Source organism: Amycolatopsis sp. Poz14 (genome assembly GCF_006704225.1).
In the GTDB taxonomy this organism is placed as follows: domain Bacteria; phylum Actinomycetota; class Actinomycetes; order Mycobacteriales; family Pseudonocardiaceae; genus Amycolatopsis; species Amycolatopsis nivea.
This window is the reverse complement of record NZ_JACLHD010000001.1, coordinates 8,049,443-8,071,939: the sequence shown is the minus strand read 5'-3', so window position 1 is coordinate 8,071,939 and position 22,497 is coordinate 8,049,443. Positions and strand designations below refer to the sequence as shown.

The 22,497-nt window shown below is 69.4% G+C and carries 25 protein-coding genes; 13 read left to right on the top strand and 12 right to left on the bottom strand.

Going from position 1 to position 22,497, the window contains the following annotated elements; all coding sequences use genetic code 11:
* Positions 1–9: 9 nt before the first annotated feature.
* Genes FKO37_RS37435 through kstD form a run of 5 tightly spaced genes read right to left on the bottom strand, consistent with a single transcriptional unit; the run spans position 10 to position 5,008 of the window.
* The gene (locus FKO37_RS37435; protein ID WP_238607556.1) at positions 10–870 is read right to left on the bottom strand and encodes a MaoC/PaaZ C-terminal domain-containing protein; all 861 of its coding nucleotides are present in this window, start codon (positions 868–870) and stop codon (positions 10–12) included.
* Between the two features lie 11 nt (positions 871–881).
* Positions 882–1,916: a ferredoxin--NADP reductase gene (locus FKO37_RS37430; RefSeq protein ID WP_238607555.1), complete on the bottom strand. Its 1,035-nt coding sequence runs from the start codon at positions 1,914–1,916 to the stop codon at positions 882–884.
* Complete coding sequence (locus tag FKO37_RS37425; protein WP_037809957.1) at positions 1,909–2,175, bottom strand: hypothetical protein; 267 nt, start codon at positions 2,173–2,175, stop codon at positions 1,909–1,911. The genes FKO37_RS37430 and FKO37_RS37425 overlap by 8 nt, the downstream gene beginning before the upstream one ends.
* Positions 2,172–3,335 carry a Rieske 2Fe-2S domain-containing protein gene (locus tag FKO37_RS37420; protein WP_134668205.1) on the bottom strand — a complete coding sequence of 388 codons (1,164 nt, stop codon included), beginning with the start codon at positions 3,333–3,335 and terminating at the stop codon, positions 2,172–2,174. The genes FKO37_RS37425 and FKO37_RS37420 overlap by 4 nt, the downstream gene beginning before the upstream one ends.
* The gene (gene kstD / locus FKO37_RS37415) at positions 3,332–5,008 is read right to left on the bottom strand and encodes a 3-oxosteroid 1-dehydrogenase (RefSeq protein ID WP_238607554.1); all 1,677 of its coding nucleotides are present in this window, start codon (positions 5,006–5,008) and stop codon (positions 3,332–3,334) included. The genes FKO37_RS37420 and kstD overlap by 4 nt, the downstream gene beginning before the upstream one ends.
* 100 nt (positions 5,009–5,108) lie before the next feature.
* Between kstD and FKO37_RS37410 the strand changes: the two genes are divergently transcribed.
* Genes FKO37_RS37410 through hsaB form a run of 5 tightly spaced genes read left to right on the top strand, consistent with a single transcriptional unit; the run spans position 5,109 to position 10,204 of the window.
* Positions 5,109–6,695 (top strand): FAD-binding protein, encoded by a 1,587-nt coding sequence (locus FKO37_RS37410; RefSeq protein WP_238607553.1) that lies wholly within the window; start codon positions 5,109–5,111, stop codon positions 6,693–6,695.
* A gap of 32 nt (positions 6,696–6,727) precedes the next feature.
* Positions 6,728–7,897 carry a 3-hydroxy-9,10-secoandrosta-1,3,5(10)-triene-9,17-dione monooxygenase oxygenase subunit gene (gene hsaA, locus FKO37_RS37405; protein ID WP_238607552.1) on the top strand — a complete coding sequence of 390 codons (1,170 nt, stop codon included), beginning with the start codon at positions 6,728–6,730 and terminating at the stop codon, positions 7,895–7,897.
* Positions 7,897–8,742 carry a 4,5:9,10-diseco-3-hydroxy-5,9,17-trioxoandrosta-1(10),2-diene-4-oate hydrolase gene (hsaD, locus tag FKO37_RS37400; protein ID WP_238607551.1) on the top strand — a complete coding sequence of 282 codons (846 nt, stop codon included), beginning with the start codon at positions 7,897–7,899 and terminating at the stop codon, positions 8,740–8,742. The genes hsaA and hsaD overlap by 1 nt, the downstream gene beginning before the upstream one ends.
* Complete coding sequence (hsaC, locus tag FKO37_RS37395; protein ID WP_134731208.1) at positions 8,742–9,641, top strand: iron-dependent extradiol dioxygenase HsaC; 900 nt, start codon at positions 8,742–8,744, stop codon at positions 9,639–9,641. The genes hsaD and hsaC overlap by 1 nt, the downstream gene beginning before the upstream one ends.
* Positions 9,638–10,204, top strand: coding sequence for a 3-hydroxy-9,10-secoandrosta-1,3,5(10)-triene-9,17-dione monooxygenase reductase subunit (gene hsaB, locus FKO37_RS37390; protein WP_037809967.1), 567 nt, complete (start codon positions 9,638–9,640; stop codon positions 10,202–10,204). Before hsaC ends, hsaB begins: the two co-directional genes overlap by 4 nt.
* A 19-nt stretch (positions 10,205–10,223) precedes the next feature.
* On the opposite strand, the gene FKO37_RS37385 is transcribed toward hsaB, so the two are convergent.
* Positions 10,224–10,478, bottom strand: coding sequence for a Smr/MutS family protein (locus FKO37_RS37385; protein ID WP_009075408.1), 255 nt, complete (start codon positions 10,476–10,478; stop codon positions 10,224–10,226).
* 82 nt (positions 10,479–10,560) lie between these two features.
* On the opposite strand from FKO37_RS37385, the gene FKO37_RS37380 reads away from it, so the two are divergent.
* On the top strand, positions 10,561–11,154 hold the full coding sequence (locus tag FKO37_RS37380) for a PadR family transcriptional regulator (RefSeq protein WP_134668201.1): 594 nt from the start codon (positions 10,561–10,563) through the stop codon (positions 11,152–11,154).
* Positions 11,151–12,329: an NAD(P)/FAD-dependent oxidoreductase gene (locus FKO37_RS37375; protein WP_238607550.1), complete on the top strand. Its 1,179-nt coding sequence runs from the start codon at positions 11,151–11,153 to the stop codon at positions 12,327–12,329. Before FKO37_RS37380 ends, FKO37_RS37375 begins: the two co-directional genes overlap by 4 nt.
* Here FKO37_RS37375 and FKO37_RS37370 read toward each other — a convergent pair.
* The 5 genes from FKO37_RS37370 to FKO37_RS37350 form a co-directional block, all read right to left on the bottom strand.
* On the bottom strand, positions 12,326–12,565 hold the full coding sequence (locus FKO37_RS37370; RefSeq protein WP_037809972.1) for a hypothetical protein: 240 nt from the start codon (positions 12,563–12,565) through the stop codon (positions 12,326–12,328). The genes FKO37_RS37375 and FKO37_RS37370 overlap by 4 nt on opposite strands.
* Positions 12,544–13,593: an MBL fold metallo-hydrolase gene (locus FKO37_RS37365; RefSeq protein WP_238607549.1), complete on the bottom strand. Its 1,050-nt coding sequence runs from the start codon at positions 13,591–13,593 to the stop codon at positions 12,544–12,546. The genes FKO37_RS37370 and FKO37_RS37365 overlap by 22 nt, the downstream gene beginning before the upstream one ends.
* A 10-nt stretch (positions 13,594–13,603) precedes the next feature.
* On the bottom strand, positions 13,604–14,638 hold the full coding sequence (locus FKO37_RS37360; RefSeq protein WP_037809977.1) for an acyl-CoA desaturase: 1,035 nt from the start codon (positions 14,636–14,638) through the stop codon (positions 13,604–13,606).
* 231 nt (positions 14,639–14,869) lie between these two features.
* On the bottom strand, positions 14,870–15,739 hold the full coding sequence (locus FKO37_RS37355) for an NAD(P)-dependent oxidoreductase (RefSeq protein ID WP_238607548.1): 870 nt from the start codon (positions 15,737–15,739) through the stop codon (positions 14,870–14,872).
* A 14-nt stretch (positions 15,740–15,753) separates the two neighbouring features.
* Positions 15,754–16,320 carry an NADPH-dependent FMN reductase gene (locus tag FKO37_RS37350; RefSeq protein ID WP_238607547.1) on the bottom strand — a complete coding sequence of 189 codons (567 nt, stop codon included), beginning with the start codon at positions 16,318–16,320 and terminating at the stop codon, positions 15,754–15,756.
* A 91-nt stretch (positions 16,321–16,411) separates the two neighbouring features.
* Here FKO37_RS37350 and FKO37_RS37345 point away from each other — a divergent pair, with 91 nt between their 5' ends.
* The 5 genes from FKO37_RS37345 (at position 16,412) to FKO37_RS37325 (ending at position 20,996) form a co-directional block, all read left to right on the top strand.
* Positions 16,412–16,876 carry a MarR family winged helix-turn-helix transcriptional regulator gene (locus tag FKO37_RS37345; protein ID WP_238607546.1) on the top strand — a complete coding sequence of 155 codons (465 nt, stop codon included), beginning with the start codon at positions 16,412–16,414 and terminating at the stop codon, positions 16,874–16,876.
* Between the two features lie 79 nt (positions 16,877–16,955).
* Complete coding sequence (locus FKO37_RS37340) at positions 16,956–17,153, top strand: hypothetical protein (RefSeq protein ID WP_037713222.1); 198 nt, start codon at positions 16,956–16,958, stop codon at positions 17,151–17,153.
* A 2-nt stretch (positions 17,154–17,155) separates the two neighbouring features.
* Positions 17,156–18,589: a sodium:solute symporter gene (locus tag FKO37_RS37335; protein WP_051171808.1), complete on the top strand. Its 1,434-nt coding sequence runs from the start codon at positions 17,156–17,158 to the stop codon at positions 18,587–18,589.
* Complete coding sequence (locus FKO37_RS37330; RefSeq protein WP_238607545.1) at positions 18,586–19,788, top strand: amidohydrolase family protein; 1,203 nt, start codon at positions 18,586–18,588, stop codon at positions 19,786–19,788. The genes FKO37_RS37335 and FKO37_RS37330 overlap by 4 nt, the downstream gene beginning before the upstream one ends.
* Before the next feature lie 41 nt (positions 19,789–19,829).
* Positions 19,830–20,996, top strand: coding sequence for a low temperature requirement protein A (locus tag FKO37_RS37325; protein ID WP_238608394.1), 1,167 nt, complete (start codon positions 19,830–19,832; stop codon positions 20,994–20,996).
* Between the two features lie 77 nt (positions 20,997–21,073).
* On the opposite strand, the gene FKO37_RS37320 is transcribed toward FKO37_RS37325, so the two are convergent.
* The gene (locus FKO37_RS37320) at positions 21,074–21,889 is read right to left on the bottom strand and encodes an alpha/beta fold hydrolase (protein ID WP_037810129.1); all 816 of its coding nucleotides are present in this window, start codon (positions 21,887–21,889) and stop codon (positions 21,074–21,076) included.
* 82 nt (positions 21,890–21,971) lie between these two features.
* Here FKO37_RS37320 and FKO37_RS37315 point away from each other — a divergent pair, with 82 nt between their 5' ends.
* Positions 21,972–22,469 (top strand): pyridoxamine 5'-phosphate oxidase family protein, encoded by a 498-nt coding sequence (locus tag FKO37_RS37315; protein ID WP_037809986.1) that lies wholly within the window; start codon positions 21,972–21,974, stop codon positions 22,467–22,469.
* Positions 22,470–22,497 lie beyond the last annotated feature (28 nt).

Below are 22,497 nucleotides of genomic sequence, written 5' to 3'. Positions count from 1 at the left end.
TCCCGACGCTCAGCGGGACCGCAGCACTGTGTCGGCCAGCACAGGCGCGTCGGCACGCTCCGGCGCGGTGGTCGTGACCAGCAGACGTCCGGTTTCGCGCCACACGCGCACGCGCAGGTTTTCGCCGGGGAAGACGACGCCGGCGAACTTCGTCCCGAATGCCGAGACGCGCTCGGGGTCGCCGTCGAGGAACGCGTCGACCACGGCCTTCGCGACCACGCCGTACGTGCACAGCCCGTGCAGGATCGGCCGGTCGAACCCGGCGGCCTTGGCGAACGCGGGGTCGGCGTGCAGCGGGTTGCGGTCGCCGCACAGCCGGTACAACAGCGCCTGCTGCGGCAGCGTCGGCACGTCGAGCACGGCGTCTGGTTCGCGGTCGGGCCACTCGATCTTGTCCGACGGCCCGCGTTCGCCGCCGAAGCCGCCCTCGCCGCGGGCGAAGATGCTGGACCGGGCTGTCCACAGTGGAGTGCCGGACTCGTCGGCGACCTCGGTCTCCTGCACCAGCACCGCAGCCTTGCCCTTGTCGAAGACGTCGGCGATCCGGGTCCGCGCGACCGCCTTGCCCTCGACCGGGATCGGCCGGTGCAGTTCGATCTCCTGCTTGCCGTGCAGCACTTTCGCCAGGTCGACGTCGATGCCGGGGAACTTGAGCGCGGGCGGTTCGAAGGTGCGGAGGTTCGCCGCGACGGTGGCGAAGGTCGGCAGCACGCGCAGGTCGCGCTCGTAGGTGTAGCGCAGTTCGCGCTCGTCCACCGGGTCCGCGCCCGCGCCGACGGCCAGGTGGTACAGCAGCACGTCGGACGGCGTCCAGGCGAAATTGACCTCGCCGAGATCGGCTCCGATCGCGACCGCGGGGTCGATGGGCACGGGCTCTCCACTCACTCGTAGCTGACGGACACCTCGTCGGTCAACGGTACCGACTGGCAGGCCAGCACGATCCCGTCGGCGATGTCCTCGGCGTCCAGCACCTCGTTGTTCAGCATTTTCACCTCGCCGGAGACGATGCGGCACGCGCACGCGCTGCACTGTCCTTCGCGGCAGGAGTACGGCGCGTCGAGGCCCTCGGCGAGCAGGTGGTCGAGCAGCTTCCGCTGCCGCGGCCAGGACAGCTGCCGGGTCTCGCCGTCGAGGTCGACGGTGAGCGCGGTCGTCTCGCCGCCTTCGTCCGCTGTGTCGTCTACGGGTTCGGGCTCGTCCGCGAAGGGATTCCCGGTGAGCGAGTGGAACTTCTCCACGTGCACACGTTCCCGCGGCGCGCCGAGTTCGCGCAACGCGTCCTGTGCGGCGGCCATGAACGGCGCTGGGCCGCAGAGGAACGCTTCGTGCCCGACGTAAGGCTTGGCAAGCGCCCGCAATGCGGTGACGGTCGGCAAGCCCTGCAAGCTTTCCAGCCAATGCACCACGGTGAGCCGATCGCCGAACCGCTCGGCCAGTTCGCGCAGTTCGGCGGCGAAAATCACCGACTGCTCGTCGCGGTTCGCGTAGACCAGCACCACCTGTCCGGCGCCCTTTTCCAGCGCGGACTTGAGAATCGACATCACCGGCGTGATCCCGCTGCCCGCGGCGAACAACAGAAAATCGGAGTCCAAAGAGGACGGACAGAACACGCCGGACGGCCGCAGCACGTCGATCGTCGCGCCCGCCCGCAGTTCGTCGCAAACCCAATTCGAGCCGTACCCGTCGGCAGTCCGCTTGACCGTGACCTGCACCCGGCCCTCGTGCGGCGCGCTCGAAAGCGAATAGCACCGCGCGACCGAACCCGTTCGGTCGCTGGGAATCCGCAGCGTGAGGAATTGCCCGGGGGAGTACGCGAACCGCTCCAGATGCTCGTCCGGGACGGTGAACACAATGGACCGGGCGTCCGCGGTTTCCTCGATCACCTCGGCGACGGTAAGTGTGACGACGTCAGCCATTGCGCACCGGCCCGAAATCGCCGTCGCGCACCGCGCTGTCGATGCTGTCCGCGAGTTTCTCGCAGGTGTCCAGCAACGCAGTGGTGCCGCCGGAAGCGGCATGCGCGGCGAACACCGGACAGCTGGTCGAGGCGTCGGTGGTCCACTGGATGCTGGTGTGCTTCAGGCTGTTTTTCTTGACCAGCACACAGGTCCCGCAGCTGCGGCACTCGTGCGGCCGCAGCCCGGAGGTGAGGAATTCGGTCGCTTCGGCCGTCACACCCCAGCCTCCTCCGCCTCGGCCTCCGCGCGCTGGCGCGCCAGGTTCTCCTGCACCTCGGCCGCCCACACCTCGTTCGCCTTCGTGGTGTCCACTTCGAACTCGAACCGGCGCGTCATGTCCTCGGTGACGTCGGCGGCGTCCACGTAGAACTGGTCGTACCAGCGGCGCAGCTGGTAGACCGGGCCGTCCTCCTCGCACAGCAGCGGATTGTCGATCTTGGTCTTGTTCTTCCAGATCTCCACGTCCTGCAGGAAGCCGACGCCGATGCCCTTCGCGAGCTTCTGCGCGATCTTGTCCGCGTGCTCGTCGGAAATGCCGGGCATCTTCTTGACCATGATGCCCCACTGCAGCACGAACGACGTCGGCGAAACCGGATAGTGGCAGTTGATCAGCACGTTCTCGATTTCGAAGCCCTGGAAGGAGTTCACCAGCCAGTTGATCATGTAGGAGGGGCCGAAGTACGACGCCTCCGAGCGCAGCAGGTTTTCCTCGCCGCCGTAATTGGACGCCATGCCCATGTCCGGGCGGCCCTTGGTGTTGAGGTACTGGGTGGCGATGTGGCCCTCGAACACGTTCTTGAAATACGTGGGGAAGGCGTAGTGGATGTAGAAGAAGTGCGCCATGTCCACCACGTTGTCGATGATCTCGCGGCAGTTGGCGTTCTCGATCAGGATCGAGTCCCAGGTCCAGTTGCTCCACTCGTCGCTGAACGCGCCCTCGACGCGCGGGATCACGACGTTCTCCGGCGGCGGGTTGCCCTCCGGGTCGTGCCAGACGAACAGCTGCTTGTTCTCCTCCAGCACCTGCCACGCCCGGGTGCGCGCCCGCAGCGGGACCCGCTTGGCGTAGGGGATCGACTTGCACTTGCCGTTGCCGCCCCACCGCCAGTCGTGGAACGGGCAGGCGATCTCGTCGCCCTTCACCGAACCCTGGGTGAGGTCGCCGCCCATGTGCCGGCAGTACCCGTCGAGCACGTTCAGCTTGCCCGCGGTGTCCGCGAACACGACGAGCTTCGTGCCGAACGCCTGCACCGCGTGCGGTTTGCCGTCGCGGAAGCTGTCGGCAAGCCCGAGGCAGTGCCAGCCGCGGGCGTACCGCGCCGGGGGCGCCCCGGCGTCGATCGTGCGGATCTCGGATCCATCGGTCTTCGGCGTCACTGCCTGCCTCCCGTGCCGGTCTGATCTTCGTTCGCCAGCGCCTGCGCCGCAAGGTAGCCGAAAACCATCGCCGGGCCGATGGTCGCGCCCGGCCCGGCGTAGGTCCGGCCCATCACCGGCGCGCTGGTGTTGCCCGCCGCGTAGAGGCCGGGCACGACCGTGCCGTCCTCGCGCAGGACGCGGGCGTTCTCGTCAATCCGCAGCCCGCCTTTGGTGCCCAGGTCGCCGGGCACCACGCGGACCGCGTAGTACGGGGCCTTGGCGAGTTCGCCGAGGCTCGGGTTGGGGCGGTTGCGCGGGTCGCCGTAGTAGTGGTCGTAGGCGCTGAGCCCGCGCTGGAAGTCGTCGTCGACGCCCTTGCGCGCGAAGCCGTTGAACCGCGTGACGGTCTGCTCCAGCGCATCGGCGGGCACGTCGATCTTCTCGGCGAGCCCGGCCAGCGTCGCGGACTTCGCCACGATCCCGGCCTTGTACCAGCGCCCGGGCAGCGGCTGCCGCGGGCCGAGGCCGGTGAACAGGTAGCGGTCGCGGTAGCGCTGGTCGAACACCAGCCACGCGGGGACGTGCTTGCCCGGGCCGTCGCCGTCGCCGTACATCGCGTGCACAGCCTCGACGTACGGCGCGGATTCGTTCACGAACCGGGTACCGGCGGCGTCGACCATCAGGCAGCCGGGCCGCGAGCGCTCGGCGAGCGCGAACCACGGGCCGCCGGTGAGCGGGAACGAGGGGCCCCACCAGGCGTCGTCCATCAGGTCGGTCGCCGCGCCGAGCTTGAGCCCGGCGTTGATGCCGTCGCCGGTGTTCGCCTCCGCGCCGACGGTCCATTCGGTGCCGATCGGCGCGCGCTGGTACTTGATGCGCATCTCTTCGTTGTGCTCGAAGCCGCCGCAGGCCAGCACCACACCGCGCCGCGCGCGGAACAGCTTTTCCTCGCCGTCGTGCCGGGCCACGATGCCGGTGACGACGTCGTTCTCCACCTGCAGATCGACCAGCGGCGTGTCCAGCAGGACCTCGACGCCCGCGTCTCGCAGGCCCTTCCGCAACCCGGCCGCAAGCGCTTGCCCCATGGACAGCGGCTGCTGCCCGCGGACGCGCCCGACCAGCCACTTCATCCCGAGCGACAGCATCCGGGCGAAGCCGCGCGGATGCCGGGCGATCAGGCTCAGCCAGCGATAGTCCGACTGGGTGATCGGCACGCCGAGCGGCGGCGCGCTGTACGGCGGTTCGAGCTGTGCCAGGTCGCTGCCGAGCAGTTTGCCGTCGAGCGGCTTCGGCTCGACCGACCGGCCGCCGGGGCGTCCGCCGGGCGCCTCCGGGTGGTAATCGCTGTACCCGGGCACCCACTTGAACTCCAACGGCGTGTTCCGGGTGACGAACTCGAGCACCTCGGGGCCGTGGTCGAGGAAGGTCGTGCGCAGGTGCTCCGGAACGACGTCGCCGACGATCGACTCCAGGTACTGCCTCGCGCGTTCGGGTGGTTCTTCGATGCCCGCGGCCCGCAGCGCGTGGTTGCCGGGCAGCCAGACGCCCCCGCCGGAGCGGGCGGTCGAACCGCCGAAGCAGGCTGCCTTTTCCAGCACCACCACGGAAAGCCCGCGATGGGCGGCGGCGAGCGCGGCGGTCATCCCGGCGGCGCCGCTGCCGGCCACCACCACGTCGTACTCGTCCGACATGCCACCTCACATGCAACGTGTTATCGGCTAAAGCTGGCCTGCTCGGGGCCACTTCCGTCACCATAGACGAGAACGTGTTCCAGTTCTAGGGTGGCGGACTATGGACGAGCTCGGGGCGGACGTCGTGATCATCGGAGCCGGCGCGGCCGGCGTGTGCGCGGCCATCGAAGCGGCCGACGCGGGCGCCAGCGTGCTCCTCGTGGACCGGTTTTCCGGCGGCGGGGCCAGTCGCGTGAGCGGCGGCGTGGTCTACGCCGGGGGAGGGACGCCGCAGCAACGCGCCGCGGGCGTCGACGACAGCGTGGACGCGATGTACGCGTACCTGCGGATGGAAACCGGCGAGGTCGTGTCGGAGCGGACGTTGCGGCGGTTCTGCGAGGAAAGCGTCGACATGGTCGCGTGGCTGGAGCGCCAAGGTGTGCCGTTCGAGGGCAGCATGTGCGACTACAAGACGTCGTATCCCAGCAACAAGCACTATCTGTACTACTCCGGCAGCGAACTGTCCGGCGGCTTCCGCGACGTGGCGAAACCCGCGCCGCGGGGACACCGGGTCAAGGGGCCGGGCACGTCCGGGAAGCTGCTGATGAAGCAGTTGCTGGCGGCGGCTCGCGAGCGCGGCGTGCGGGTGCTGCCGCAGACGCAGGCGATGAACCTGATCACCGACGACTCGGGCACGGTGAACGGGGTGCTCACGCACAGTTTGCGGGACGCGCCTTCGTGGGTGCGGGCACGGCACGCGCGGCTCGCGGATTGGGCGGCGAAGCCGGGTATCTACGTGCCCGCGATGCGCCGGTCGCTGCACCAGCGGGTGGAACGGATTGAACGCAAGCACGCGCGTGAGCTGCGGATCAGTGCACGCCGAGGCGTGGTGCTGTCGGCGGGCGGGTTCATCGTGAACCGGGCGATGGTGCGCGAGCACGCGCCCGCGTACCGCGGCGGGCTCGATCTGGGAACTTCCGCCGACGACGGTTCCGGCATCCGGATGGGCGTGGAGGTCGGCGGGCGCACGGCGGAGCTGGACCGGGTGTCGGCGTGGCGGTTCCTGACGCCGCCGTCGGCGTTTCTGGGCGGCCTGCTGGTGGGTGCGGACGGCCGCCGGATCATCGACGAATCCCGGTACGGCGCGGCGATCGGCGAGCGCATGATCGCCGAGCACGGCGGACGCGGCTGGCTGCTGGTCGACGAGCCGATCGTCGCCGAAGCGCGGCGCGACGGGCGGAAACAAGGCCAGTGGTTCGCGACGCTGCAACTGCGGTATCTGCTCGGCAAGGGCCGGGTGACCGCCGGGACCATCGAGGAGGTGGCCGCGCGCGCCGGAATCGACCCGGACGGGCTGGCGGCGACTTACGCCGAGTACCAGCGCGGTCCCGATCCGGCGGGCAAGCCGGCGGACTTCGCGCGCCCGCTGGACACGCCGCCGTACTCGCTGATCGACGTGTCGGTGAAACCGAACCTCGGCTACCCGTGCCCGATGCTGACGCTGGGCGGTCTGGTGGTCGACGAGGACACCGGCGCGGTGGCCGGCGTCCGCGGTCTCTACGCTGCCGGACGCACCGCGGTGGGAATCTGTTCCAGGTCGTATGTGAGCGGCCTTTCGCTGGCTGACTGCGTGTTTTCCGGCCGCCGGGCAGGGTTGCACGGCGCGCGCGGGGCGGACCGCGTCGACAAAAACGAGAACGTGTTCTAGTCTTGAGCGTGTCGAGCGAGAGAGGACGGCCGATGAGCGAGCTGGCTGCCGTGATCGCGGGGGTGCGCGACCTGCTTCCCGTGCTGCGGGAACGCGCACAGGAGACCGAGGATGCCCGTCGGATCCCCGCCGAATCAGTGAAAGCGCTGCAGGAGACCGGATTTTTCCGCCTGCTGCAACCGAAACCGTACGGCGGCTTGGAAGCCGACCCGGTCACCTTCTACACCGCGGTCAAGATGATCGCGAGCGCCTGCGGGTCCACCGGCTGGGTCGCGTCGATTCTCGGCGTGCACCCGTGGCACGTCGCGTTGTTCGACGCGCAAGCCCAGGCGGACGTGTGGGGCGAGGATCACGACGTGCGGATTTCTTCTTCGTACGCGCCGATGGGCAAGGCGACCGTCGTCGAGGGCGGCTACCGGCTGTCCGGGCGATGGAGCTTCTCGTCCGGAAGCGACCACTGCACGTGGGTGCTGCTGGGCGGTCCGGCGTTCGCCGACGGCAAGCCGGTGGACTTCTGCACGTATCTCGTGCCGATCTCGGACTACTCCATTGTGGACGTCTGGGACACGGTCGGGCTGCGCGGCACCGGGTCCAACGACATCGTCGTCGAGGACGTTTTCGTGCCGAAGCACCGCGCGCTGAGCTTCATGGCGACGTCGAAGTGCAAGACCCCGGGCCAGGAAGTCAATCCGGGTCCGCTGTACCGGCTGCCGTACGGTTCCGTGCACCCGAGCACCATCACCGCGCCGATCATCGGGATGGCGCAGGGCGCGTACGACGCGCACGTGGAGCACCAGGGCAAGCGGGTGCGGGCGGCGTACGCGGGCGAACAGTCCAAAGAGGACCCGTTCTCGAAGGTGCGGATCGCCGAGGCGGGCAGCGAGATCGACGCGGCCTGGCTGCAGCTGACGCACAACATCGACGAGCTGTACAAGCTGGCCTGCAAGGGCGAGAAGCTGCCGTTCAGCACGCGGTTGCGGGTGCGCCGGGACCAGGTGCGCGGCACCGAGCGGGCGATCTCCGCGATCGACCGGCTTTTCGAGAACTCCGGCGGCCGCGCGCTGCAGCGGGGCACGCCGATCCAGCGCTTCTGGCGCGACGCGCACGCGGGCCGGGTGCACGCGGCGAACGACGCGGAGCGCGCGTACGTCATGTTCGGCACCGGCGAGTTCGGCTTGCCTGTTGAGAATGCGATGGTCTGATGGCGCCTGAAGGTTCCTATGTAGACACTGCGGGCGGTATTCGCCTGCACTACCACGAGTCCGGTGCCGAAAACGCCGAGACGGTGCTGTTGCTGCACGGCGGCGGTCCCGGTGCTTCGGCGTGGAGCAACTTCGGCCGGAACCTGCCGGTGTTCGGGAAGTCCTACCGGACGCTGGCGGTCGACCAGCCGGGGTTCGGCCGGTCGGACAAGCCGACTGACCACCCGCAGTACTTCCGGCACAGCTCGGACGCGGTCGTCGGCCTGATGGACCAGCTCGGCATCGAAAAGGCGCACCTCGTCGGCAATTCGCTCGGCGCGGGCGCGGCGGTGCGGCTCGCGTTGAACCATCCGGGACGCGCGGGGCGGCTGGTGCTGATGGGCGCGGGCGGGTTGAGCGTCAACCTGTTCGCCCCGGACCCGACCGAAGGCGTGCGGCTGCTGTCGAAGTTCGCCGGGGACCCGACGCGGGAGCGGATGGAAGCGTTCCTCCGGATCATGGTGCACGACCAGGCTCTGGTCACCGACGAGCTGATCGACGAACGCTTCGAGATCGCGCGTTCGCCGGAATCGCTCGCCGCGATGCGGGCGATGGGCAAGTCGTTCAGCCTGCCGGATTCCTTCGAGGAAGGCATGTTGTGGCGCGAGGCTTACCGCCTGCGCCAACGGGTTTTGCTCGTGTGGGGCCGGGAGGACCGGGTCAACCCGCTCGACGGCGCACTGCTGGCGTTGAAGACGATTCCGCGTGCGCAACTGCACGTGTTCGGCGGCTGCGGGCACTGGGCGCAGCTGGAGAAGTTCGACGAGTTCAACCGACTCGCCCTCGACTTCCTCGGGAGTTCGTGATGGCTATCCGTTCGCTGGGATATCTGCGCATCGAAGCCACGGACATGGACGCCTGGCGCGTCTACGGGCTGAAGGTGCTCGGCATGGTGGAGGGTTCGGGCACCGACCCGAACGCGCTCTACCTGCGCATGGACGATTTCCCGGCGCGATTGGTGATCGTGCCGGGAGAGAAGGACCGGCTGGCGCAGGCGGGCTGGGAAGCGGCCAACGCCGCGGAACTGGACGACGTCCGCGCCCGCCTCGACGCGGCTTCGGTGCCGTACAAGGAAGGCACGCCGGAGGAACTGGCGGACCGCCGGGTCGCGGAGATGATCAGCTTCACCGATCCGTCCGGCAACACGCTGGAGGTGTTCCACGGCGTCGCGCTGCAGCACCGGCGCGTGGTGAGCCCGTACGGGCACCGGTTCGTGACCGGCGAGCAGGGCTTGGGCCACGTGGTTTTGTCGACCCACGACGACGAGGCCGCGCTGCGGTTCTACCGCGACGTGCTGGGCTTCCGGCTCCGCGATTCGATGCGCCTCCCGCCGCAGATGGTCGGCCGCCCGGCCGACGGCGACCCGGCGTGGCTGCGGTTCTTCGGCTGCAATCCGCGCCACCACAGCCTGGCGTTCCTGCCGATGCCGACGCCGAGCGGGATCGTGCACCTGATGGTGGAGGTCGAGGAGACCGACGACGTCGGATTGTGCCTGGACCGCGCGAAGCGCAAGAACGTCCCGATGTCGGCGACGCTCGGCCGGCACGTGAACGACCTGATGCTGTCGTTCTACATGAAGACCCCCGGCGGCTTCGACGTCGAGTTCGGCTGTGAGGGCAGGCAGGTCGAGGACGAGGCGTGGATCGCTCGCGAGAGCACCGCGGTTTCGTTGTGGGGCCACGACTTCTCCGTGGGCGCGCAATGACAGCCGCGGTCTCCGACGCCGTGCCGGACCGGTTTCGCGAGGTGCTGGGCCACTTCTGCACCGGAGTGACCGTGGTGACGGGCTACGTCGAGGACTCCTCGGCCGTCGCGCCGACCGGACCGGTGGGTTTCGCCTGCCAGTCCTTCGCCGCGTTGTCGCTGGACCCGCCGCTGGTGCTGTTCTGCGTCGCCCGCACGTCGCGCACCTGGCCCGCGCTGGCCGCGGCGGGCACGTTCGCGGTGAACGTGCTCGCCGAGGACCAGCAGGCGGTCTGCGCCGAGTTCGGCCGCCGCGGCGGCGACAAGTTCTCCGGAGTGTCCTGGCGACCGGCTCCGTCGGGTGCGCCGCTGCTGGACGGAGCCCTGACCTGGGTGGACTGCGCAGTGCAGGCGGTCCATCCGGCCGGGGACCACTACGTGGTGGTCGGCCGCGTGACCGCGCTGGGCGAGACGTCCGACGCGCGCCCGCTGCTGTTCCACCGCGGCCAGTACACGGTCACCGAGCCGGTGCCGGACGCGCTCACCGCGCTGATGCCCTGGCCCCGCCCGGACGACTGGCTCTGACTCCGCGCGGGTGTTCGCGCTACTTCCAGCGGAAGTGCACGAACACCCGCCCGAAGTTGTCTTTGTCCTTCTCGACGCGGTGGTAGAGCGCCTTCACGTCCTTGCGCTCCAGGAACCGCAGCACGTGCTTCTTCAGCTGCCCGGACCCCTTGCCCGGGATGATCTCCACGAGCGGCGCCTTCTTCGCGACCGCCTCGTCGATGACCGCGCGCAGCGCCCGGTCGATCTCCCCGCCGCGGTTGTAGATGTCGTGAAGATCGAGCTTGAGCTTCATGCCTCCTTCCTACCCCACGCCCGCATAGTCGACATCGACTACTCTTCTGCGTATAGTCGATCCTGACTAAAGGAGTTCGTGGGTGAAGCGACGCGTGGTGGGGAATCCGCTCGGGCTGGCCGTGCTGGCGGGCTTGCTCGAGGAGCCGATGCATCCGTACGAGATGGCACGGCGGTTCGTGGAGTACGGCAAGGAGCGGGATTTCAAGTACACCCGCAGCTCGCTGTACATGGTGGTCGGGCAGCTGGAGAAGGCCGGGTTCATCGCGGCGCAGGAGACGCTGCGCGATTCGGCGCGTCCGGAGCGGACCGTTTACGCCATCACTCCCACCGGGCGGCTCGAGCTGTTCGACTGGATGCGCGAGCTCGTCGCCGAACCGGCCACCGAGTATCCGCTGTTCGGGGCGGCGTTGTCGCTGTTCGTGGTGCTGCCGGCGGACGAGGTGCGGGAGCTGCTCCAGCAGCGGCTGGCCGCGCTCACCGCGATCGCCGACGACATCCGCGCGACGATCGGCGCCGCGCGGGAGCAGGGGCTCGCCTGGTGGTTCCTGGTCGAGGAGGACTACCGGCTGACGAAGGTCGAGGCGGAGCGCGGCTTCGTCGAACGGCTCGCCGAGTCGGTTGCCGGGGAGGACTACCGGCAGGCGTGGGAAACCTATTTCAAGGGGAGAACATGAACGTACTAGTGATCGGCGGCGGCATCGCCGGTGCGACTACCGCGATGGCGTTGCAGCGAGCGGGAATCGAAGCGGTTGTCTACGAGGCTTACCCGAAGTCGGCGGACGGAGTCGGCAGCGCGCTGACGCTGTCTCCCAACGGCCGCAACGCTTTGCGGCAGATCGATGCCGACGACGCGGTAGCCGCGGTCGGCATCGAAGTGCCCGGGATGATAATGCAGAATCACCGAGGCCGGGTGGTCGGCAGATTCGACGGGCTGCCGGGTCTGCCGTCGAGCCTGCTGCTGCGCCGGGACCGGCTGTACCGCGCCCTGATGGACGAAGCGCTGGGTCGGGGGATCACGGTCGAATTCGGCAAGCGGCTGAAGTCCGTGGAGAACAAAGCAGACCGGGTGATCGCGCACTTCGCGGACGGTTCTTCCGCGACCGGCGACGTGCTGATCGGCGCGGACGGCATCCGGTCGGCTGTCCGGTCCACTTTGGACCCGGCGGCACCTGCTCCGCGCTACACCGGACTGCTCGGTCTCGGCGGCTGGATCCGCAACCCCGGCCTGCCGGTCACCGGGAACTACCAGCATTTCGCCTTCGGCAAGCGGGCGTTCTTCGGCTACTTCATCGACGCGGACGAGATTCTCTGGTTCAGCAACGTCCCCGCCGCCGACCCGGCCGAGGCGAAGACCGCGTCGCCGGAGCACTGGCTCTCGGTGCTGCGCGAACGGCACGCGGACGACGTCCCGGCGCGCGACATCATCGCCCTGCTGAAGCCGGAAGACGTTGGCCAGCCTGGGGTCCTGGAGGACATCCCGACGGTGCGGACGTGGCATCGCGGCCGGGTCGTCCTGGTCGGCGACGCCGCGCATCCGACGTCGCCGAGTTCCGGGCAGGGAGCGTCGCAGGCGGTCGAGAGCTCGCTCGAACTGGCTCGTGCGCTGCGGGATTCTCCGGACGTGGCAACGGCTTTCGCTCAATACGAGGCGGCCCGGCGGGAACGGGTCGAGCGGATCATCGCGCGGGCGGCGAAGATCAACAACGACAAGGCGGCGGGGCCGGTCGCGCGGATCATGCGTGACCTGCTGATGCCGTTGATGATGAAGACCGTGATGAGCCCGGAAAAGATGTTCGGCGGCGTGCATCGGCACCGGATCGAATTCGGGTCCTCTCGCGCCGCCGTCTAGCGGAGGCACGCGAGCGCGGACCGGCGCACGAGGGCGGTGCGGCCGAGCAATCCCAGCACCGTCAACGCATCCGGGGGACCGCCGGCCCGGATCACGCGGAGCTGGGTCCGTTCGGAGGCCCGCAGCAGGTCGTCGGCGCGCCAATCGGGTCCGTTCGTGACGGCGTGGATCAGCGCGGCGGGATCCGGACGCTGACGGACGGGGCGGCCGTCCGTCAGCCCAGGGTCTGCCACCATCCGTCCACCGGCGGCGGGGCGGCCGCGTCGATCCGCTGCCCGGGTTTCGGGATCGCGAGCGGGAGGTCGTTCGCCTTCGCCTCCCGCCACACCCGGTCCGCGGGATCCGACCAGGTGTGCATGGCCAGCGTGAACGTCGCCCAGTGCACCGGGACCAGCAGCCCGCCGCGCGCGTCCAGATGGGCGGCGACGCCTTCTTCCGGCGTCATGTGGATGTCCGGCCAATGCGGGGCGTACGCGCCGACCTGGATCAGCGTCGCGTCGAACGGGCCGTGCTTCGCGCCGATCTCGGCGAAACCGGGGAAGTATCCGGTGTCGCCGCTGTAGTAGACGCGATGCTCCGGACCGGCGATCACCCACGACGCCCACAGCGTGCTGTCGTTCGCGAGGCCGCGGCCGGAGAAGTGCTGCGCGGGCGTGGCGACGAACCGGATCCCGGCGACGTGCGCGTCCTCGTGCCAGTCGAGTTCGATGATCCGCGCGGCCGGGACGTGCCACCGTTCGAGATGCGCGCCGACGCCGAGCGGGACGAGGAACGGTGCGTCCGTCAGCGAAATCAAGGATTGGACGGTGGGCAGGTCCAGATGGTCGTAATGGTCGTGGGAAATCACGATCGCGTCCAGCCTGCCCAGTTCGCGCAGCGAAACCGGGGGAGCGTGCAGCCGCCGCGGCCCGGCGAACGCGGCGGGCGAAACCCGGTCGCCCCACACCGGATCGCACAGCACGCGGGCGCCGTCGATCTCCACCAGCGTGGACGCGTGTCCGTACCAGGTAAGGAAAAGACCGTCTGCGGCGGAGGCGGCGGGCGAGGAGACCAGCGGGATCTCACCGCCCGGCCGGCGGCGGGCGCGGTCCTCGCCGAACAGGAACTCGCGGACGAGCCCGCCGGGGGAGGAGGGCGTCGCGCGCGTGGCGGCGGCGTTGTGGAAGACGCCGTCGGCGTACTGCGGAGACTGGCGCATCCGCTCAGCACGAGCTCCGGCGGCCTTCGCGCCGAAGGCCGCCGGAGTCAATGCTTGGAAGGTCATGCCACCGAGTCTACGAAGCGTTCCTGAGAGGAGCCCCAGCTTCGTGCAGGTGACGCAGCGTCTGCCGGTAGGAGGACACCAGCCCGGTGCGCAGGTACGGGATGCCGATCTCGGCGCAGTACGCCTGCACCATCGGCTGGGCGCGGCGCAGGTGCACCGACGGCATGCTCGGGAACAGATGGTGCTCGATCTGGTGGTTGAGGCCGCCGAGCAGGACGTCGATCACCGGTCCGCCCGCGACGTTCCGGGAGGTGAGCACCTGCTTGCGCAGGAAGTCCAGGTCCGTCTTGCCGGTCAGGGTCGGCATGCCCTTGTGGTTCGGCGCGAAGATCGACCCCATGTAGACGCCCCACAGTCCCTGGTGGACCGCGAAGAACAGCAGCGCCAGACCCGGCGGGAGGACGATGAACAGCGCGGCGAGGTAGACCGCGACGTGGGTGAACAGCAGCGTCGCTTCGAGCCCGCGACGGCGCAGGCCGGGGCGCGCGACCGCGCGGATGCCGGACCAGTGCAGGTTGAGGCCTTCGAGGGTGAGCAGCGGGAAGAACAGCACCGCCTGGTGGCGGCCGATGAACCGGGGTACGCCGCGCGCCTCCCGGGCCTGGCGCTGGGACCACACGAGGACGTCCGGGTCGACGTCCGGGTCCAGTTCCTCGTGGTTCGGGTTGGCGTGGTGGCGGGTGTGCTTGTCCATCCACCACCCGTAGCTCATCCCGATGCCGAGGTTCCCGGCGAGACGCCCGGCGATCTCCGCGGGACGGCGCGTCCGGAACACCTGCCGGTGCGCGAGATCGTGCGAAAGCAGGGCGATCTGCCCGAACATGAACGCCTGGAACGCGGCCACGGCGAGCTGCCACCACGAGTCGCCGAGCAGCGCGAACGCGACCCAGCCTCCCGCGAACAGCACGGTCAGGAGCGCGATTCGAGCGGTGTAGTAGCCGGGGCGGCGGTCGAGCAGACCGGCGTCGGTGATCCGGCGGCAGAGCCGGGCGAAGTCGCTTCCCGGCCGTGGGGGCGAGGGGAGGACGAGCTTTTCGGTGGTCACCCGGGCGAGTATTGCGGCGCGGCGCCCCGGCGGGAAACCAGCAGACCCGACGGCTCGTGCTGGGGTTGTCCCCACCCCGCTCCTGTGCATTCCCGGCGCGGTGCTGCTCAAGCGCTTGCCGAGGTGCCGGGCGACGGCTCCGGAACGGCCTCCGGGGGCAGCAGGGTTACTCCAGGTGCCAGGGAAATTTCCATCGTTCGGCGGTCTGCCCCTCCGCGAAGCGGCCGCTGCTCAGTGCGACCGCCGCCGGGTCACCTCCGCGATGCTCGCCCAGTCGAGGTCCGCGCCTCCCTGCTCGACCGCGGTGGCGAACACGTCCTGAAGGACCGGTCCGGCGGGCAGTTCGACGCCCAGTTCGCCGGCGGTGTCCAGCGCGAGCTTCAGGTCTTTCAGCCCGAGCGCGGCGGTGAACCCCGGCGGCGTGTAACTGCTGGTGGCGATGGCGTCGCCGTAGCCTCGGTACACCGCGCCGGGAAAGACGGAATCATTGATCATGTCGACGAACTGCCCGGCGTCCAGTCCGGCGTTCTCCAGCAAGGTGATCGACTCGGACAGCGCCTGCAACGCGTGAATGATCAGATAGTTCACCGAAATCTTCGCCGTCGGCGCGGCGTCCACGGCGTCGCCGAACTCCCAGACCCGCCGTCCGATCGCAGCCAGCATCGGCGCGGTTTCGGCCCGGACGTCCGCGGCGCCGGACACCAGCACGGTCAGGTTCCCGGCCACCACGGCTTCCGGACGGCCGACCACCGGTGCACTGAGGTATCGCCCGTCCTGTGCGGCGAACTCGCGCGCCCCGCCCGGGCTGATCGTCGCGTGGTTGACGTGGACAAAACCCTCCGGAGCGGAACGGAGCCGCTCGGCGGTGAACACCTGCCGCACCGCGGCTTCGTCGCTCAGCATGGAGAAGACTGTTCCGGTGGCGATCGCGTCCTCGGGAGTTTCGCCCACGGTTGCGCCTCGGGCGGCCAGCTCGTCCGCTTTGCCCGCGCTGCGGCTCCACACGGTGACGTCGTAGCCCGCGTCGAGCAGGCGTCCGGCGATGGCGGTGCCCATCCTTCCGAGCCCGATGAAACCTACCCGGCGTGATTGCTCGGTCATGATCATTCCTCCAGTCATTGACAGCTCAGCGCTTCGGTCATTTCTTCGTCGATCTTGCGCAGCAGCGCGCGGTTCGGACGCAGCGTTCCTTCGACGTCGCGCAGCTGTCCGTTGTCGTCCACGTCCGCGTCGGTGATGATGGCTTCGACGTGGGTGTCGAGTACTCGCATGTGCAGCCCGTGCAGGACGGTGACGAACTGCTCGGCGGCCTTCCCGCCGCCGCGGGCGCCGTAGGCGAGCAGGCTCGCGGGCCGATCGCGCCACTCCCGGTAGAGATAGTCCAGCGCGTTCTTGAGCACCCCCGGATAGCCCCAATTGTATTGCGGGAACACGAAAAAGAACCCGTGATAGCTCTGCACGAGCTCGCTCCAGGCCCGCGTGTGCTCGTGTGTGTACTGCTGCGCCGCGGCCTTGACGGGCTCGTCCAGGAACGGCAACGCGATCTCCGCGAGGTCGACCAGCCCGTAGCCGAGTTCGCTGTCCTCCTGCAGCCGGGCCCGCGTCCAGGCCGCGACATCCGCGCAAATCCGGGAAGGACGGGTGCTGCCCACGACGACGGCAATGCGTTTCGTGCCTGCCATCAGCGCGTTTCCCTCGGTTCGTCTCACGGACTGTTGGTGACACGAACCAAAATAGTTGGTGTCACGAACTAAGTCAAGCTAACCTGGTCCCGTGACCGCTTCCCCGCCCGCAGACGCACCGCCGCCGGAGCTGAACCTCACCGACGCCCTCGTCCAGCTGTCGTTCATCGTGCAAGCCGTGCTGGGCCGCCTGGCCGGGGACGAAGGACTGTCCGTCACCCAGCTGCGCATGCTCGCCGTGCTGGACGACCGCGAGATCGGCATGCGGCAACTGGCCGGGATCCTCGAACTGGAGAAGTCCAGCGTCACCGGGCTGGTGGACCGGGCCGAACGCCGCGGCTTGGTCCAGCGCATCGCGGTCCCCGGCAACCGCCGAGCCGTCCACGTCACGGTCACCTCGGCGGGGCGAGCCGTGGTGCACCAGGTGCGCGAAGCGATCGACACCGAACTGGGCCAGCTGGCGGCAACCCTGAGCGACAGCCGCCAGGACGCGTTCCGCCGGACCATCGAGTCGCTGATCCACCACTACGCGACCGAACACGCCATCCCGCTGTAAACCGGACTGCGGCTCGAGGGCTGCGAAACCGGTATGAAACTAACCTGCCGAGTGCCGCGCCGTCTGGCAGCGTGTGCGCATGCGCAGCTACTACCTCCCCCCGATCGTCCCCGTAGTCGCTCTCGTCCTCATGCCGTTCCTCCCCTTCGTCAACTCCTCCGGCCTGTGGCTGGGCTTGCCGAAGATGATGGTCTGGGGCGCGTTCTGGTGTCTCATGTTCACTCCGGCGCTGCTGCTGTCGGAACGCTTGCTGTCCCGCAGCGGCGAGGAGGATTGACGATGATCCTCGCCTTCACTCTCGCCGGCATCGTGCTCATCGGCGTGCTCGGCTTCGTCGGCCGCCGCCGTCCCGCCGCGGACCTCGCGGAATGGACCGTCGGCGGCCGGAAGTTCGGCGCGCTGACCATGTGGTTCCTGCAAGCTGGCGAGGTCTTCACGACCTTCACCTTCCTCGGCATGGCCGGGCTGGCGTTCTCCGGCGGCGTGGCCGCGATGTACGCGCTGCCGTACGTGCCGATCGCCTACGTGATCCTGTTCTTCCTCGCCAAGCGGATCTGGCGGATGGGCAAGGAACGCGGCTACCTGACCCAGGGCGACTTCCTCGAAGACCGGTATTCGAGCCGCGCGCTGGGCACCGTGTCGGCGATCCTCGGCGTCGTGTTCGTGCTGCCGTACCTGCAACTGCAGATCACCGGGCTCGGGCTGATCGTCCGGCTCGTGACCGGCGACCACGCGTCCGGCACGCTCAGCATGATCGCGGGCAGCGTGCTGGTGGTCGCGTTCGTGCTGTGGGCCGGGCTGCGCGGCGTCGCGGCGACGTCGTATTTCAAGGACGCGATCATGCTCGTCGTCCTGGTGGTGCTGATCATCGCGGTGCCCGCGCACTTCGCGGGCGGCGTGTCCGGGGTCTTCCACAAGATCGACCAGCTGCATCCGGAGAAGCTGTTCGTGCACGCCGGGGCCAACGACCACACGTGGTTCATCACGAGCATGCTGGTCAGCGCGATCGGCGTCGGGCTGATGACGCTGCCGCACACCTGGCCCGCGCTGATGTCCGCGCGCGACCCGAAGGTGCTGCGCCGCAACTACACCTGGATGCCGGTGTACGAGCTGTGCCTGCTGCTGCCGATGATCATCGGGTTCGCGGCGGTCCTGGTGGTGCCCAAGGGAAGCGACCCGAACGGCGTGCTGCTGACCTTGAGCAAGGACGCGCTGCCGGGCTGGGTCACCGGGCTCGTGGTGGTCGCCGCGACGGCCACCGCGATGGTGCCCGCGGCGGGCATCCTGATCGGCATTTCCTCGCTGGTGGCACGGAACATCACCCGGGTGCGCAGCGAGCGCAAGCAGTTCTGGATCAACCACGGGACGGTCGTGCTGGCCAGCGCGCTCGCCCTGGTGCTCGGCATCTTCCGGCCGGACCTGCTGGCGAACCTGCTGCTGCTCACCTACTCCGGCTCGGTGCAGCTGGCCCCGGCGAACCTGCTGGGCTTCCTGAAGAAGGTCCCGGTCGGCAAGGTCCCGGTGTTCGCCGGGCTGCTGGCGGGCGAGGTCGTGGTGATCTGGCTGACCTTCGTGGACACCAAGCTCGTCGGCACGGTGAACGTCGGGCTGGTCGGGCTCGCGGTCAACGTGGTCGTGCTCGCCATCGCGGCAGCCGTCGAACGGGCCGTGACCCGGTCCGGAAACGTTGTGCAGACAGGAGAACCGGTATGACGCGGACCCTTTTCACCGGCGGCACGGTGTTCGACGGGACGGGCAGCGCGCCCGCCCCCGCGGACGTCGTGGTCGAGGACGGCCGGATCGTCGAGGTCGGCACCGGCCTCGACGGCGACCGCGCGGTGGACTGCGCCGGCACGATGCTGCTGCCCGGGATGTTCGACTGCCACGTGCACGTCACGGTCTCCGACCTCGGGTTGCTGCAGCGCGTCCAGAAGCCGTTCTCGTACCAGTTCTACGAGGCGGCCCGGAACCTGTGGACCACGCTGAAGCTCGGCATCACCACCGTGCGCGACGCCGCCGGGGCCGATCTCGGCATCAAGCAGGCCGTCGCGGACGGCCTGATTCCCGGTCCCCGCTTGGAAATCGCGATCGGCCTGATCAGCCCGACGGGCGGGCACGGCGACGGGTGGATGCCGTCCGGGCATTGCGTCCCGCTGTCGCTCCCGCATCCCGGCCGTCCGAGCGCGCTGGCCGACGGCCCCGACGAGATGCGCCGGGTGGCGCGCACGCTGTTGCGCGCCGGGGCGGACGTGTTGAAGGTCTGCACCACCGGCGGCGTGCTGTCCCCTCGGGACGATCCTCGGCATTCGCAGTTCACGCCGGAGGAATTGGACGTCCTGGTCGCCGAAGCGACCATGCAGGGGCGGGCGGTGATGGCGCACGCACAGGGCGCGGAGGGGGTCAAGAACGCCGTCCGCGCCGGGATCCGGTCGATCGAACACGGCATCTACCTCGACGACGAGGCGATCGAGCTCATGCTCGCGCGCGGCACCTGGCTCGTCCCGACGCTGGTCGCTCCGGTGAACGTCATCCGCGCGGCGGCCGCCGGCGCCGCGTTGCCGGATGCGGTGGTGCAGAAGGCGAAAGAGGTCGCGGAAGTCCACCTCGAGTCGGTGCGCCGGGCCGTCGAAGCCGGGGTCCGGATCGCGATGGGCACCGACAGCGGCGTCGGCCCGCACGGGACGAATCTCGAAGAGCTGGAACTGATGCGCTCGGCCGGGATGAGCCCGGCGGACGTGCTGGTCGCCGCGACGTCGTCGGCCGCTCGGCTGCTGGGCAAGGACGCCGAACTGGGCCGCTTGGCACCGGGGTATCGCGCGGACCTCGTGGTTGTTTCGGGCGATATTTACGATTTCCCGGCTCTGGCGGGGAATGTTCGGGAAGTGTGGCAGGACGGAGCGCGCGCGGTTTAGGGCGGGGCATTCCCGAGCACGGCATACTTGCCGCCGTGATCATGAAAACCGAGGAACGCCACGCGTCCTGGCTCGAGCTTTTCTTCGACCTGGTCGCGGTCGCCGGCGTCGCCCAGCTTTCGCACCTCGTGCGCGGAACGACTTCCTGGAGCGACGCCGGCCTCTACGTCGTGTGCTTCCTCGCGTTCTGGACCGCGTGGATGTGCTTCACCGTGTACGGCAACGTCACCGGGGAAGCGGCGCGCGCGATGCCGGTGCTGCTCGCGATGGCCGGGCTGGTTTTCATGGCCGGTTCGGTGCACGACATCGGCGAGCACGCACAGGGCTTCGCCATCTCCTACGTGGCGGTGCGCGCGCTCGCCAGCCGGGTCTGGGAAGGCCGGGAAAACACGCGGATCATCGTCGAATGGCCGGTGGTGCACGCCGGGATGGGCGTGGTGCCGTGGGTCGTCTCGTTCTGGGTCGACGCGCCGGGGAAGTACCTGCTGTGGGCACTCGGGCTGGCGATCGACCTGGTGGCCGGGCTGACCATGTCGGGGGAGCAGGTCGCGGCCAAGGTGGCGGAACGGGCCACCCAGTCGAAGCGGCCGGTGCCGGGGCTGGCCTTCGCGCACCTGGACCTCGCGCACTTCGGCGAGCGGCTGGGGCTGTTCACGATCATCGTGCTGGGCGAGGGCGTCCTGACGGTCACCGACGCGATGACGGAGATCCCCGACTGGGAATGGCCGCTGCTCTCGACCGTGCTCGGGGTGCTGGCGCTGCTGGCGGCGTTGTGGGGAGCGGCGTTGTTCCAGGGATTCGGCGGGATTCCCTATCTGTCCCAGACTGCCTGGGGCCCGCGGGTCCTGCTGCCGGTGCACTGCCTGGTGGCCGGATTGCTGGCGGCGCTGGCGGCGGGGTTCGGGGACGCCGTGGAGTCGGTCGCGCACGGACACCTCGCGGCGGGGACGCGATGGCTGCTGTGCGGGTGCGTCGCGGCGTTCACGGTCGTGGGCGTGGTGGCGCGGGTGGCTTCCGGGAGGTGGAAGCCGTGGGACTTCGTCGCGGTGCTCGCCGGGGTGGGGGTTCCGGCCGCGCTGGGCCTGGCCGGCGCGACGCTGACCCCGGCGCGGTTCTTGTGGTTGCTGCTGCTCGCGATCGTGCCCGGGCTGGTGCGGGAGTTTCCGCGGCGTCGGCCGGTTGCTGCGTCGGGCGCGGAAGGCCCGTGAAGGACTCCTCGAGGGAATCCAGTTCCGTGAAGGGGCCCCTCACGGCGCGCTGGTCGTGAGGGACCCCCTCACGGCTTTCAGACGTTGGCGAGGAGATCCTTCAACGCGGCCGCGAACTTCGCCGGATTGCGCTGCGGCGCCAGGTGCGCGCCCGGCGTCTCGGTGAACGGCAGCCCGAGTTCGAGCGCGAGGATTTTGGCGGGCTGGTAGTGGTACCAGCCGCGGCTGCCCTCCCCGGCGACCGGCACGATCTCGGTGTTCGTCCGGCGGAGTGCGCGCAAGTCCGGCAGGTAGTCGAAGAACTCGGTCAGCTCGCGGTCGAACAGCCGGAGCCAGTCGCCCTCGTTCGGCAGCCGCAGATGCGGCAGGTCGGGCAGCGCGGCGCCGGCGATCCCGTCCGCGAACCGCGTGACCGCGCCCATCAGATCACCCGAACGGGCCAGCCGGACCTGCGCCGCGGCGGCCTCGAGAATCCCCTCGGCGTCCGGCATCAACTGGATCGCGGGCGGTTCGTGCGCGACGAACACGGCGACCCGGTCCGGATACCGCGCGACGAGGTCCAGCCCGATCAACGCACCGGCACTGGTCCCGAACATCGACACCGGCCCGCTCCCGCCGACGTGGTCGAGCACCGCGAGCGCGTCGTCCGCCTGCAGCGCCACCGGAACGGGCCCGGTGGTGGTGTCCGTGCTGGCGAAATGGCCGCGCCGGTCGTAGGTGATCACGGTGAAGTCCGTGCGCAAAAGCTTGACCAGCGCCCGGAACGAGTCCGCCGCACCGGTCCCGCCGGGGACCAGCAGCAGCCGCGGTCCCTCGCCGGTCGTGCGGACGGCCAGCTCGCCGCCCTCGACCGGACAGCGATGCTCGGCAGTCTCCGCATCTTCCGCGATCATGCCGAGAGTCAAGCACAACCCGGGTCACCTGATCGCTTCCGGGACGCCGGTTTTTGTCGGTGGGGGGTGCGAGACTCCGGGAATGACGAGTTGGGATGAGTTCAGTGCCGCCGCCCCGGCATTGGCCTCGCGCGTACGAGCCCGCTTCGCCGCCGCGGATTCGCACGTCTTGGCCACCCTGCGCAGCGACGGTTCGCCGCGAGTGAGCGGTTCGGAGATCGACTTCCGCGACGGCGAGGCGTACATCGGGTCGATGCTCGACGCCCGCAAGGCCCGCGACCTCCAGCGCGACGGCCGCTTCGCCCTGCACGCCTACCCCGGCATCGAGGAAGGCGGGGACGCGAAAATCGCCGGCCACGCGGTGGAGATCACCGATCCGGCGGAGGTCGCGCGCATCCAGGAGGGACAGGAGAGCCACCTGTTCCGGCTGGATCTGCGGGAGGCCGTGGTCACGTGGGTGGAGGACAACACGCTGTGGATCGAATCGTGGCACCCCGGGAGCTGGGTGCGCTTCGCGAGGCCGGACAACGGTCCCGCGGTCCGGACGGAGCTGGGGTTGACGGGGGAGGAGAACGGTTGAGGAGCGTGGAGCGGACCCCGCGGAGCCC